We start from the raw sequence: 12,328 nt of genomic DNA on the forward strand, positions 1-12,328 counted from the left end.
CTCGGATCGCTAGTCGGTACCCGGAACGGTGAGCAGGACCTTTCCCACTGTCTTGTCGGAGTCGAGCAACCGGTGCGCCTCCGGCGCATCGGTGATCGGTACCTCGGCCGCGACGACCGGTGCCACCGCACCGTCAGCGATCAGCGGCCACAGCTGTTGCCGCAGTGCGCTGATGATCTCGGCCTTCGACCCGGGTCCGTCTTCGGGCCGACGACGCAGGTTCGTCACATGCACCGAGCCCCGTTTGAACAGCAGCGCACCGAGATTGAGTTCGGCGACCGCGCCGCCCTGCAACCCGATGATGGTCAGGTGACCGTTCTCGGCCAGGGCTTCCACGTTCTTGCCCAGGTAACTGCCGCCCATGATGTCGAGAATGACGTTGGCGCCCGAGTACTCCGCGTTGACCACGGCCGGGAAATCCTGGTCGCGGTAGTTGATCAGGGTCTGCGCGCCGAGTTCGCGGCAGGCATCGAGCTTGAACTGCGTGCCGGCCGTCACCGCCACGTTGGCCCCCAACGCACGGCCCACTTGTATTGCGTGCGTGCCGATTCCGCTGCCACCGCCATGGATCAGCAGCGTCTGTCCGCTCTGCAGGCCACCGGTCATCACCACGTTCGACCACACGGTGGCCGCGGTCTCGGGCAGCGCGGCAGCGGCAGTGACGCTGACGCCCTGCGGCACCGGGAGCACCTGGGTGGCGGCCACGTTGACGCGTTCGGCGTAGCCGCCGCCGGCCAGCAGTGCGCACACCGCGTCGCCGGGTGCCCAATCCTGCACGCCGGCACCGACTTCGGCGATGTAGCCGGAAACTTCGAGGCCCGGGATATCGCTGGCCCCGGGCGGCGGTGGGTAGAAGCCCATGCGCTGCATGACGTCGGCGCGATTGACCCCCGCCGCCACCACGTCGATGGCGACCTGGCCAGGGCCCGGTGCGGGCAGGTCGTCGACCTCGGCCCACTCCATCACCTCAGGGCCACCATGACCATTGAGTGTTATCGCGTACATGCTATTTGCCTCCAGGGACGGGGAATCGCGTCGCGTACGTGTTTCGCGGTCGTTGGTTACCCGCGGGGCGATACCTCTATCGCGAACGATGCCTGCTGACGGCGGGTCAGCCAGACCGCGAATTCGCTCAGCGGTCCCAGCAGCCAATACTTGCGATTGACGATCTTGCGGACCCTCGGATTGTCGTCGAATCCCAGTGCCCGCGCAGTGCCCTCGACAATGGGCGAGCCCGGACGGATCTTCCCGCGAATATCACAGGGCTGCAGGGTGACTGATGCGTTCCGGCGGATGCGTTTGACCTTGTACGCGTCAACCTCCGAGAAGAAATACAGCTTGCCGTCGGCGGGGGCGATCCACACGGGGGTGGACACCGGCGTGCCGTCCTTGCGGTAGCTGGTGAACGACACGTAGTTCGCTCGGCCGACGACATCCCAATCCGGTGCCATGGCGCTCTCCTTTTCGCTCATCCCAACCGAATAGAGTTTTGCGTCATGAGGGCGATGGCGCAACGCAGCTGGAACACCGGGGAGCCGCTTGAGCTGATCGAGCTGCCGACACCGGAACCCCGTGCGGAGGAGGTCCGGGTCAGAGTGCAGAGCATCGGACTCAACCCCGCGGACTGCCAGATGCTTATCGCGCCACCGATGCGGCTGCTGGCAAGGGTGCTCGGTCCCAAACCGCCGGTGGTGCTGGGCCTGGACTTCGCCGGCACCGTCGACGCGGTCGGCCCGAAGGTGCGCGACGTGCGGCCCGGCGACCGGGTGGTCGGCAGCACCGACTTCTCGCGCGGACAGCGCGGCTGTTTCGCAGAAGCTGCCGTGGTGCGTGCCGACCAGGTATGTCATGTCCCCGACGCCGTGGATCTCGATACCGCAGTCGCCCTGGCCATTCCGGGTGTCACCGCCCACCGCACCGTGGTGGACATCGGCCACATCCGCCGCGTCGAGCCATCGCAACGCCGGGTTCTCGTGCTCGGCGCCTCCGGTGCCGTCGGTCAACTCACCGTGCAGATCGCCAAACACGAAGGCGCCGTCGTCGTCGGCGTCTGTTCGACCAAGAACGTCGAACTCGTCAAGGAACTGGGCGCCGACATCGTGCTGGACTACACCCGCGGCGACGTCCTCGAACAAGCCCGTCAGTACGGGCCGTTCCAGATCGTCGCTGACTGCGCCGATGCCTACTCCCGCCGAAAGTGCCTGTCGCTGCTGTCCGCGCAGGGCCGGTATGTGATGGTGTCGATGCACAATGTCGCCGACGCCGTGTACACCCTCATCCCGCCGTTTCAGGCGCGGACGATCCTCGGACGACCGACCCGCGACCGGCTCGCACCGCTGATGGCGGCAGCCGGCGCGGGCCAACTCACGGTGAACATCGCCCAGCACCTGCCGCTGACCAGTCTGCAAGAGGCCGTCGACCTCAGCGAAAGCCACCGGATGACCGGAAAGCTGATCCTGCATCCCTGATTGAGACACGTTGAGCGCCTGGGTATTCAGTGGCTGCCGGGCTCTAGTGTGAAAGTGAGCTTGTGTGCCAGATCGATTCGAGATTGGCACACAAGCTCATTCTCGACGCGAGAGGCGGTCACGCAGTCGGTACGTTCCCGGATATCGGGAAGGTTCGGGGTCTACCGTTTTGGCTAACCGTCAACCGGAGGAGATCGCGATGCCGCTCAACCCCAAGGACTCGTTCGACGCGGTCCGTGACGTAGTCGCTCATTCCGTCGAGAAGGCGTCGGACATCGTCGACAACGCCGCTGACATCATCAGAGGTGATGTGGCCGAAGGGATTTCCGGGATCGTCCACAACTCGGTCGACATCGGCACCCATGCGGTCGACAAGCTCAAGGAGATCGTCACCGGAAATGATGGTGATAGTGACGCCGAAGCGTGACACGTTTTTCCAGCGAATAGTTGCTGATCAGGGATAGGGTGCGGGCGGCGATGCGGCCCAGCGACCTTGTCAGGGTCGTCGCCAGACCAATGCTGGCCGACGAGTCCCTGGGAAGGACGGAAGATGAAGGTTCTCGTGACCGGAGGGACCGGCTACGTTGGTGCGCATATCGTCGCGGCGCTGATCCGCGATGGACACGACGTGCGGATGCTGGTCCGCCGTGCCGAGCAGGTACCGATATCGCTTGAACCGCTGGATGTTTCGGTCGATGACATCGTGGTCGGGGACGTACTGGATGCCGATGTCGTGGCGGCGGCTCTCGACGGCATGGACGCGGTGGTGCACGCGGCCGCCGTGTTCAGTCTCGACGCGCGCCGGGCGACGGAGATCACCCGGACCAATCTGCGCGCCACCGAACTGGTGGTGGGCGGGGCGGTGGAGCGCGGTCTCGATCCCATCGTGCACATCTCGTCGACGGTGGCACTGACCTGTCGCGATGGCGGCGGACCCGATCTGCCGCTGGGTGACGTGGATCTGCCGTACGCCAAGTCGAAACGTGAGTCAGAAGTACAAGTTCGGGCGCTCCAGTCGATCGGGGCGCCGGTGGTGTCGGTGTATCCCGGCGGGGTGTTCGGGCCGCACGATCCGTACCTGGGGACGCAGGCTGAGCTGTTCATGTGGATCATCAAGGGGCGCTTGCCCGTATGGCCGACCGGCGGCGCCCACTATGTCGACGTCCGCGACGTCGCCGACGTCGTCGCCGCCTGCATGGTGGCGGGTCACGGGCCGCGGCGGTACGTGGTGCCCGGTCATCACCTCGACGGTGACCTGATGCACGGGACCCTGCACAAGATCACCGGGCGGTGGCTGCCATTCGTCAGCACACCCACCATCGTGGCCAAGCCATTCACTCAGCTCGCCGAACTGCTCAACAAGGTGCTGCCGGACAACATCCACCTGCCCGCGGACGTCGAGACCGTGGAACTGGCCGAGCGGGACACCCGATTCGACACGACGGTTACCACCGAAGAATTGGGCATCGTGGCCCGACCGTTCGAAGAGACCGCGCGCGACACCCTGCTGTGGCTGATCGACATCGGTGCGCTGGCAAGCAGATACGCCGGCAACCTCCGCTGAGCTATGGCGTAGCAGCCGCAGTGGCAGCCCGGTCGGTGAGCAGATCGTAGATCGGGCGTGAGCCGAGAGCGATGGCGACCAGCAGCGCCGTCGCGCAGGCACCGAGCATCGGGGGCAGCTGGTTGGTGCTGCCCGTGAGTTCGGTGGCGAGGATCAGGCCCGTCACGGGCGCCTGGACGCTGGCGGTGAAGAACGCAGCCATCCCGATGAGGGCGAGTGCGGCCGGGCTGGGCGCGGAATGCGGCGCGAGGTGGGCCGCGATCAGGCCGACGATCAATCCGACGTCGGCGCCGAGCACGAGCATCGGGGCGAACAGACCGCCCGGCGTGCCCGCGGCATACGACACCACACCGAGGACGAACCGCAGCACCAGCACCGCGATGACGGCACCGATGGCGCCGTGGCCGAGGAGTGCTTCCTGCGTGAGTTGGTCGCCGCCGCCGGCCAGATGGGGGGAGTACCAGACCAGGACCCCGACGCCGGCACCGATGAGTGCGGCGCGGACCTCGACCGGCCAGCGGCTGGTATCGGCCGTGCGGAGGCCGAACATGATGGCCTTGTTATAGAGGACTCCGAGGACGCCGGTGAGCACGCCCACGGCCAGCACCCAGCCGGAGCCGGCCAGCTGAGGATCGGCCAGCGCCGGCACCTGGAACTCGCTGCCCGAGCGGACGAACGGGTAGGCCGCCATGAATCCGGACGCGGAGGCGACCAGCGTGGCGACCGTGGTGCGCGGATCGAAGCGTTTGACGAGCTCCTCCAGCACGAACACCCCGCCGGCGATCGGGGCGTTGAACGCGGTCGCCAAACCGGCGGCCGCTCCGGCGGCGGCGAGAATGCGCAGGTCAGCCTGGGAACGGCGCGTCGCCGACGCCACGATGATCGCGATGGAGCCACCCATCTGCACTGACGGCCCTTCGCGCCCGAGGGCGAGGCCCGAACCCAGGGACAGCAGCCCACCGACGTACTTGATGGGCAGGATTCGGAAGCGGCCCGGTTCGGCGCGGCCGGCGACGACGGCCTCGACGCGGGGAATGCCACTGCCCTCGGCGTTCGGTTCGACGCGGCGAACCAGCGAGGCGGCAGCCGCGGTGCAGACGGCGCAGATGGCCACGACGACGACAGGGCCCCACCAACTTTCGTGGGACCAGTGCGACAGGGAGGCGCGCCACTGCGTCGCGTAGTTGAGCAGCACCCGGAAGCTGCCCGCCGCCAAACCCGTCAACGCCCCGACGACGGCCGCGGCGAGGACGAAACCGAGTGTGTCGGCGGCGCGTACCCTACGCATCACAATCCATCACAGCCCACCGCGGGCGACCAACTGCGCTGCGATCACGTTGCGCTGGATTTCATTGGTACCCTCGCCGACGATCATCAGCGGGGCGTCGCGGAAGTAGCGTTCGACGTCGTATTCGGTGGAATAGCCGTAGCCGCCGTGGATTCGGACGGCGTTGAGCGCGATCTCCATGGCGATCTCGGATGCGAACAGCTTGGCCATACCGGCTTCCATGTCGCAGCGTTCGCCGCTGTCGTAGCGCTCGGCGGCGTACCGGGTCAGTTGACGGGCGGCCGTCAGCTTGGTGGCCATGTCCGCCAGGTAATTGCCGACCGACTGGTGCTGCCAGATCGGCTGACCGAAGCTCTCGCGCTCCTGCGCGTACTTGAGTGCGTCCTCCAGCGCCGCGGTAGCGACGCCGAGAGCCCGTGCGGCGACCTGAATCCGGCCTGTCTCAAGGCCTTTCATCATCTGCCCGAAGCCCTTACCGGGTTCACCGCCGAGGATCGCTGACGCGGGTATGCGGTAGCCGTCGAATGTCAGCTCACAAGATTCGACGCCCTTGTAGCCCAGCTTGGGCAGATCGCGCGACACCGTCAGGCCGGGACCGTGTTCGACGAGCACCACCGAAATGCCTTTGTGCCGTGGCTCTGCGGTCGGGTTGGTCTTGCACAGCAGCGCGATGAGGCCGGACCGGCGCGCGTTGCTGATCCACGTCTTGGCGCCGTTGATCACCAGGTCGGGGCCGTCCAGGCACGCGGTGGTCGACATGTTCTGCAGATCCGAGCCGCCGCCGGGCTCGGTGAGGGCCATGGTCGCGCGCAGCTCGCCCGTGGCCAGGCGCGGCAGATACGCCTGCTTCTGAGCCTCGGTGCCGAACAAACCGATGAGTTTGGCCACCACCGTGTGGCCGCCCATGGCGCCGGCGAGGCTCATCCAGCCGCGTGAGAGTTCTTGTGTCACTTCGACATAACACGGCATCGATACCGGGGAACCGCCGTACGCCTCGGGGATGGCCAGTCCGTAGATGCCGATCTGCTTCATCTGCTCGATCCACGCCTCGGGATAGGTGTTGGCGTGTTCGACGTCGCGCACCGTGGGCTTGACGTCGCGGTCGACGAACGCGCGCACGGTCTCGACGAGCATGGCCTCTTCGGCCGTCAGATGAGTGGACACGGGCACTACCTTGCCAGGGTGCGGCCGCTCTGGATGCCGGTCGAGCTAGGCGAGTTTCCGGTGTGCGGCCTGCTCGACGAACAGCGGGATGAAGTCCCGCACAGCGTGATCGTGGAAATCGGCGTGAATGCGGCGCACGACGGCCGTCACGGTTCTGGGATCGATGCTCGGATATGTGATGCTCAGCTGGGCCACCAGTGCGTCGATGGCGGCGTATTCGGCCACCCGCGCGGTGACCGGATCAACGTCGGCCGGGGACTCGGTCCGGTCGATCTCCAGGTGCTCGATGGCGAACGCGTCGAACGCGGCGACGACCCGTTCGGGGGTGGCATCCGGGTGCTCGCGGGCGAGCACGTCGATCGCAATCCAGCAGGTCGGGCCCAGGATGGTGGTGGGTGGCGGCCGGTGTCCCCGCGTGATGGCCGCGGTGAGCAGATCCCGGAAGGTCTGCTCGGTGAGGCTCATGGGTGCTTCGGACATGACAGCGACTGTACGGATCGTTGGTTACCTCCAGGCGACGCGCACGTGAGATCGACTTTTCGGGCCACGCTGTGGGACAACCGGGATCGACCGGCACCGGCCGCCCGCAGAATCTGAGCGATTGTCAGCGAAGGAGCACGGATGTACCTGCATATCGACCCCGCCCAGGTCCCACCGGTCGTCGAGGTGCGGGAACCAGACGATTTCACGGCCTTCAAGGTGGTCATCGAGGTGCCCGAACACGCGTGGATCGCGCCGGACGTGCTGACCGAGCTGGCCGGCCGCGGCGATGACGACGAGTGGCGGCAGCACCTGGGCGGAATGCTGGCGTACGCCGCGAGCAAGGGCTGGTGCGACGACGCTGGACGGGTCCGGGCCCACGTCGAGGTGACTACCGCAGTACCGCACCAGGGTTGAGGATGCCCTGCGGGTCCAGCGCATCCTTGATGCGCCGGGTCAACGCCATGACGTCGTCGCCGAGCTGACTGGGCAGCCAGTCCCGTTTCAGGCGTCCGACGCCGTGCTCGCCGGTGATGGTGCCGCCGAGCCCGATGGCCAGCTCCATGATGCGCGCGAACGCGCGCTCGGCGCGGTCAGTGGCATCGGGGTCGGTGGGGTCGTACACGATGATCGGATGGGTGTTGCCGTCCCCGGCGTGCGCCACCATGTAGATCTGCACGTCGCACGTCTCGGCGATGTCCTCGACCCCGGTGACCATCGCGGGCAGTTGGGGTATCGGGACGCCCACGTCCTCCAACAGCAGGCTGCCGAGCTTCTCGACCGCGCCGAACATGCCGCGGCGGGCCGCGGTGAACGCCGCGCCTTCGGCCGGGTCATCGGTGGCGAAAATGTCTGTGGCACCGCACTTCTCGCAGTTGGCGATGATGGACGCCACTTCCTCGGCAGCGGCCCCCGGCGCGTCGGACTGCATCAGCAGCATGGCTCGGGCGGACCGGTCGAGGCCCATGCGCAGGTGGTCCTCGACGGCGTTGATGCTCGCGTGGTCCATGAATTCCAGCATCGCCGGGCGGATTTCGGCGGTGATCGCGACGACGGCGTTCGCGGCGGCGGCGACGGAGTCGAACACGGCAACCACCGTTGAAGCCGGCGGCTGGGTCGGGATCAACCGCAGCGTGAGCTCGGTGATGACACCGAGAATGCCCTCCGATCCGATGAACAGCTTCGTCAAGGACAGTCCCGCAACGTCTTTCAGCAGGGGCCCGCCGAGCCGCAGCGCCGTACCGTCGGCCAGCACCACCTCCATGCCGAGCACGTAATCACCCGTGACGCCGTACTTCACGCAACACAGGCCGCCCGCGTTGGTCGCGGCATTGCCGCCGATCGAGGAGATGTCGATGGACGACGGGTCCGGCGGGTACCACAAGCCGTGTCCGGCGGCCGCGCGCTTGACTTCGGTGTTGGTCAGGCCCGGCTGAACCACCGCGGTCCGGGTGGCCGGATCGATCCGGATGTCCCGCATGCGTTCGGTACTCAGCACCACCGAGCCATCGACGGCGTCGGCGCCGCCGGACAGGCCCGATCCCGCGCCGCGCGGCACCACGGCGATGCGGTGTGCGGAGGCCCACCGCAGCACGTGTTGCACGTCGGCAGTGCCGGCGGGGCGCACCACGGCGAGCGGAGTGCCGGCGTTCGGGTCGGCCGCTGAATCCCGGCGGTAGCGCTCGATGATGTCCGGGTCGGTGATCAGTGCGCCGACCGGCAAAGCGTCGGCGAGACGGTTCAGCGCGGCGGCGTGCATCGTCGGACTGTATCGACACCGGGACTGCGATGGGCCGAACTGGTCCGCTGGGCGGATTTGTCCGCGTTGCCTGCGTAGGCACCACGGCGGGCCTACGATTTGCCCGTGTTGCTCACCGAGGGTCAGGTTTTCGCCGGTTACACGATCCGGCGGAAATTGGGCGCGGGCGGCATGGGCAGTGTGTATCTCGCTTCGCATCCGCGGCTGCCGCGCCTGGACGCGGTGAAGGTGCTGTCGGCCGAACTGACCGTGGACCCGGAGTACGGACCGCGGTTCCTGCGCGAAGCGGACCTGGTGTCCACGTTGTCGCACCCCAACATCCTCGGCGTCCACGACCGGGGGGAGTGCGACGGCCAGCTCTGGATCTCGATGGACTACGTGGCCGGGACCGATGCCGCGCAGCTGCTGCGCGACCACTATCCCGCCGGGATGCCGCCGGAGGTGGCGCTGCCGATCATCACTGCCGTGGCCTCGGCGCTCGACCACGCGCACCGGCGTGAGCTGCTGCACCGAGATGTGAAGCCGGCCAACATCTTGCTGGACGCCGAGACGTCACGCATCTTCCTCGCCGACTTCGGGATCGCCCGGCCCATGAACGACGCGTCCGGTCTGACTGCGACGAACATGGCGGTCGGGACGGTGGCGTACGCCGCGCCGGAGCAGCTCCGGGGTGAGGGGATGGACGGCCGCACCGATCAATATGCCTTGGCGTGCACGGCATTCCAGCTGCTGACCGGGAACCCGCCGTATGCGGACAGCAATCCGGCGGTCGTCATCACCAAACACGTCACCGCCCCTGCGCCCTCGTTGGGGGAGCACCGCCCAGAACTGCGTGGCCTGGACCCGGTGCTGGCCCGGGCGATGTCGAAGACGCCTGCCGCCCGATTCGCCAGTTGCGGGGAGTTCGCGCAGGCCCTCCAACAACAGGCATTGCGGCCGATGCCGCTGGCGTCCAACGATTTTCGCAACCAGCCGACGACGGCCACGCCTGCGCCGCCACCGCTGAACCCACCACCGCTGAAGCCACCGCCGCACCCGAACCAGCCGTCGCTGAACCCGCCTACCCAGTTCGGTCCGCCGCCGACCCGCTCGTCCCGCTCGGGCGCGCTCATCGCTGTCCTGGCGGTGGTCGCCCTGCTGGTCGTCGCCGGCGGGGTGTTCGCCGGGGTGCGGCTACTCGGACGGCCCGACCATCCCGGCGGGAAGCCGGCCGCGCCCAGCCCGACCGCGACCGCGGCCGGCACCGGTTTCAGCGGCAGTTACCGTGCCGACTACGGGCCGGCCACGGATCTGGAAGGAACGGTGATCCCCGGCGGGCCGGCAATGACGGGTGAGTGGGGCGTGCGCTCGTCGTGCGGGTCCAACGGGTGCATCGCCAATGCGTCGTACACCGGCAAGAGCTCCATCCCCGTGGTGTCGAACATGACGTTCGACCAGATTTCCGGTGACTGGGTCGCGGTCGCGACTGGGGCAGTGAAGTGCACTGACGCCCCGGGCGAGCCGCCCACCGAAGTGTGGGTGGTCTTCACCTTGACGCCCAAGCCCGACGGCACCCTGGCCGGCGAGACCACCCGAAGCTCTGTCAACGGGTGCAGCAGCGTCAAGCGGACGGTCACGTTCACCCGCATCGGTGACGGCGAGCTGAGCGGTGTGCCCGACCCCGCCGGCCTGCCGCCGCGCACCACGTCACCGGCCTCGACACTGCACGGCCGTTACCACGAGAACGTCGTCTATTCGAGCGGCGGCTTCGGCCCGGGTGCGCCGGATCTACAGGTCCGCACGCAATGCCTGCGGACCGGAGATCGGTGCATCAGTGCGTTCCATGCGATGGATGGTGTGGTCACGTTGGTCTTCGCCGCCGGCAAGTGGACGCGCACCGAGGAAGGGACGGTCCCGTGCGCGCTCGGCGGGACCACGCACGTCAAGATCGCCGCCGAATATCCGCTGCCGACGGATCTGCAGGACCCGATTCGGACCCTGGAAGGTCGCGGTACCAATACCTCGACCGGCGGGGAGTGCAAAGGCGGTGACTTCACCGACAAGTTCGTTCGGACCGGTGACTGAGTTCAATTATCGAAAAACTTTGGTCACTTTGTTTTCGCTGGTCACAGTAGGTAACTAGCGTCACACGTTCCGCGATTTCTTGTCGGTGGCTCGAACTAGTGTTCGAGTATGGGATTGACTGATCCGGCCGTGATCGAGGAGGCGTACGCCGAGTACGAAGCCGCCGCGGCCCGGATCGCCGCCTTGGACTACACCGGCCTGGACGTGCGGACCCTGTTGGAGTTGATGTCGCGCCGCGAAACGGTGAAGTGTGCCGCCGAGGCGGTGGATCACCAGATCCTGGCCGCCGCGCAGACGCAGGCCACCGCCAAGGAGATCGGGGCCAAAGACTGGCCGGAGGTGCTGCATGTCCGGCACCGGATCAGCCGCGAGGAGGCCCGCCGTCGGGTGCGGGACTGCGACAATCTGGGTCCGCGGTCGGCGATCACCGGCGAGCCGTTGGGTCCGGTGTGGGAACTGGTCGCCGCCGCCCTGGCCGAAGGCGCGATCAACGGTGAGCACGTGCAGGTGATCACCTACTTCTTTGAGAAGGTGCCGCTGTGGGTGGACCCGGCCACTCTGTTGCAGTGCCAGGTCGATCTGGTGGCCGATGCCCGGGTCAAGACGCCCGAGGACTTGCGGCGGGCGGCCAACGACTTGTTGTACCGGCTGGATCAGGATGGTCCCGAGCCTGACGATGACGACGAGCCCGACCCGAAACGGTCATTCGTCATGGGTAAGCAGCGGCCCGACGGCCGCACCGACGTCACCGCCCAACTCGACCCCGAAGGCCGCGCCTACTGGCAGGCACTATTCGACACATACGCCGCCCCCGGCATGTGCAACCCCGCCGACCCGCAGCCCTGCCTGTCAGGTACGCCGACGGCTGAGCAGATCGACAACGACACCCGCACCCTGGCGCAACGCCAGTACGACGCGTTCAAAATGGTGGGCCGGACGATGCTGGCCTCCGGAACACCCGGTGTGCATAACGGATTCCCGGTCGCCGTGGTCGCCACCACCACCATCACCGAGCTGGAGAAACGTGCCGGGGTGGCACTCACCCACACCGGCACCACACTGCCGGTCAAAGACTTGATCCGGATGGCCGCCCAAGGCTCGGACAGCTACCTGGCCGTCTTCGACAACCACACCGGCCAACCGCTCTATCTGGGCCGGGCGGCCCGCACCGCCAGCACCGCCCAACGCCTCGCCCTGTTCGCCCGCGACCACGGCTGCACCAAACCCAACTGCACCGCCCCCGCCTCGCGTTCGCAGGTGCACCACATCACCAACTGGCGCGATGATGGCCTCACCAACGTCGACACCATGACCCTGGCATGCGGCCGCGACAACCGCCTCGCCGACACCGGCGGCTGGACCACCACCATGGGCTCTGACGGCCGCACCCACTGGACCCCACCACCACTACTGGACGTCGGACAGCCGAGAACGAATCAGTACCACCACCCCACGCTGTACCCGACCGAGCGTGAGGGCGATGACGACGGTGAAAGTGACAGTCCGACAGGCTAGTTGGTCACCACAGCGCCGCGGGGTGT

12 protein-coding genes are annotated in these 12,328 nt (G+C 67.3%); 6 read left to right on the forward strand and 6 right to left on the reverse strand.

Annotated elements, in window-relative coordinates:
- Positions 1-9: 9 nt before the first annotated feature.
- Together A7G45_RS15275 and A7G45_RS15280 are read right to left on the reverse strand one after the other, a co-directional pair.
- Positions 10-1,005, reverse strand: coding sequence for an NAD(P)H-quinone oxidoreductase (locus tag A7G45_RS15275; protein ID WP_260938442.1), 996 nt, complete (start codon positions 1,003-1,005; stop codon positions 10-12).
- 56 nt (positions 1,006-1,061) lie between these two features.
- Complete coding sequence (locus A7G45_RS15280; RefSeq protein WP_260938443.1) at positions 1,062-1,451, reverse strand: PPOX class F420-dependent oxidoreductase; 390 nt, start codon at positions 1,449-1,451, stop codon at positions 1,062-1,064.
- A 45-nt stretch (positions 1,452-1,496) separates the two neighbouring features.
- On the opposite strand from A7G45_RS15280, the gene A7G45_RS15285 reads away from it, so the two are divergent.
- From A7G45_RS15285 to A7G45_RS15295, 3 genes are all read left to right on the forward strand, one after another.
- Positions 1,497-2,468, forward strand: coding sequence for an NAD(P)-dependent alcohol dehydrogenase (locus A7G45_RS15285; protein ID WP_260938444.1), 972 nt, complete (start codon positions 1,497-1,499; stop codon positions 2,466-2,468).
- Between the two features lie 199 nt (positions 2,469-2,667).
- Entirely contained in the window at positions 2,668-2,895 is a 228-nt protein-coding gene (locus A7G45_RS15290) for an Rv1893 family protein (protein WP_260938445.1), read from the forward strand.
- Between the two features lie 123 nt (positions 2,896-3,018).
- Positions 3,019-4,032 carry an NAD-dependent epimerase/dehydratase family protein gene (locus A7G45_RS15295; RefSeq protein ID WP_260938446.1) on the forward strand — a complete coding sequence of 338 codons (1,014 nt, stop codon included), beginning with the start codon at positions 3,019-3,021 and terminating at the stop codon, positions 4,030-4,032.
- 1 nt (position 4,033) lies between these two features.
- Here A7G45_RS15295 and A7G45_RS15300 read toward each other — a convergent pair whose 3' ends face one another.
- From A7G45_RS15300 to A7G45_RS15310, 3 genes are read right to left on the reverse strand one after another with little or no spacing between them, the layout of a single operon-like run.
- On the reverse strand, positions 4,034-5,320 hold the full coding sequence (locus A7G45_RS15300) for a H(+)/Cl(-) exchange transporter ClcA (RefSeq protein ID WP_260938447.1): 1,287 nt from the start codon (positions 5,318-5,320) through the stop codon (positions 4,034-4,036).
- Between the two features lie 9 nt (positions 5,321-5,329).
- Positions 5,330-6,484 carry an acyl-CoA dehydrogenase family protein gene (locus A7G45_RS15305; RefSeq protein WP_260938448.1) on the reverse strand — a complete coding sequence of 385 codons (1,155 nt, stop codon included), beginning with the start codon at positions 6,482-6,484 and terminating at the stop codon, positions 5,330-5,332.
- A gap of 45 nt (positions 6,485-6,529) precedes the next feature.
- A complete protein-coding gene (locus A7G45_RS15310; protein WP_260938449.1) occupies positions 6,530-6,964 on the reverse strand; it encodes a three-helix bundle dimerization domain-containing protein in 435 nt (144 codons plus the stop codon).
- 141 nt (positions 6,965-7,105) lie between these two features.
- Here A7G45_RS15310 and A7G45_RS15315 point away from each other — a divergent pair, with 141 nt between their 5' ends.
- Positions 7,106-7,381, forward strand: coding sequence for a hypothetical protein (locus tag A7G45_RS15315; protein WP_260938450.1), 276 nt, complete (start codon positions 7,106-7,108; stop codon positions 7,379-7,381).
- On the opposite strand, the gene A7G45_RS15320 is transcribed toward A7G45_RS15315, so the two are convergent.
- Positions 7,356-8,723 carry an FAD-binding oxidoreductase gene (locus A7G45_RS15320; RefSeq protein WP_260938451.1) on the reverse strand — a complete coding sequence of 456 codons (1,368 nt, stop codon included), beginning with the start codon at positions 8,721-8,723 and terminating at the stop codon, positions 7,356-7,358. The genes A7G45_RS15315 and A7G45_RS15320 overlap by 26 nt on opposite strands.
- A 105-nt stretch (positions 8,724-8,828) precedes the next feature.
- Between A7G45_RS15320 and A7G45_RS32300 the strand changes: the two genes are divergently transcribed.
- Both A7G45_RS32300 and A7G45_RS15330 read left to right on the forward strand, forming a co-directional pair.
- Positions 8,829-10,787 (forward strand): serine/threonine-protein kinase, encoded by a 1,959-nt coding sequence (locus tag A7G45_RS32300; protein WP_308204106.1) that lies wholly within the window; start codon positions 8,829-8,831, stop codon positions 10,785-10,787.
- Between the two features lie 108 nt (positions 10,788-10,895).
- The gene (locus A7G45_RS15330; protein WP_260938452.1) at positions 10,896-12,302 is read left to right on the forward strand and encodes an HNH endonuclease signature motif containing protein; all 1,407 of its coding nucleotides are present in this window, start codon (positions 10,896-10,898) and stop codon (positions 12,300-12,302) included.
- Positions 12,303-12,328: the final 26 nt, after the last annotated feature.

This window comes from Mycolicibacterium llatzerense (genome assembly GCF_025331195.1).
Classification (GTDB): domain Bacteria; phylum Actinomycetota; class Actinomycetes; order Mycobacteriales; family Mycobacteriaceae; genus Mycobacterium; species Mycobacterium llatzerense.

What these genes read in the sequence shown, in the direction of transcription:
- A7G45_RS15295 (WP_260938446.1), top strand. Translation starts at nt 3,019, where the DNA reads ATGAAGGTTCTCGTGACCGGAGGGACCGGCTACGTTGGTGCGCATATC.
- A7G45_RS15320 (WP_260938451.1), bottom strand. Translation starts at nt 8,723, where the DNA reads ATGCACGCCGCCGCGCTGAACCGTCTCGCCGACGCTTTGCCGGTCGGC.
- A7G45_RS15300 (WP_260938447.1), bottom strand. Translation starts at nt 5,320, where the DNA reads ATGCGTAGGGTACGCGCCGCCGACACACTCGGTTTCGTCCTCGCCGCG.
- A7G45_RS15275 (WP_260938442.1), bottom strand. Translation starts at nt 1,005, where the DNA reads ATGTACGCGATAACACTCAATGGTCATGGTGGCCCTGAGGTGATGGAG.
- A7G45_RS15310 (WP_260938449.1), bottom strand. Translation starts at nt 6,964, where the DNA reads ATGTCCGAAGCACCCATGAGCCTCACCGAGCAGACCTTCCGGGATCTG.
- A7G45_RS15285 (WP_260938444.1), top strand. Translation starts at nt 1,497, where the DNA reads ATGAGGGCGATGGCGCAACGCAGCTGGAACACCGGGGAGCCGCTTGAG.
- A7G45_RS15290 (WP_260938445.1), top strand. Translation starts at nt 2,668, where the DNA reads ATGCCGCTCAACCCCAAGGACTCGTTCGACGCGGTCCGTGACGTAGTC.
- A7G45_RS15280 (WP_260938443.1), bottom strand. Translation starts at nt 1,451, where the DNA reads ATGGCACCGGATTGGGATGTCGTCGGCCGAGCGAACTACGTGTCGTTC.
- A7G45_RS15330 (WP_260938452.1), top strand. Translation starts at nt 10,896, where the DNA reads ATGGGATTGACTGATCCGGCCGTGATCGAGGAGGCGTACGCCGAGTAC.
- A7G45_RS15315 (WP_260938450.1), top strand. Translation starts at nt 7,106, where the DNA reads ATGTACCTGCATATCGACCCCGCCCAGGTCCCACCGGTCGTCGAGGTG.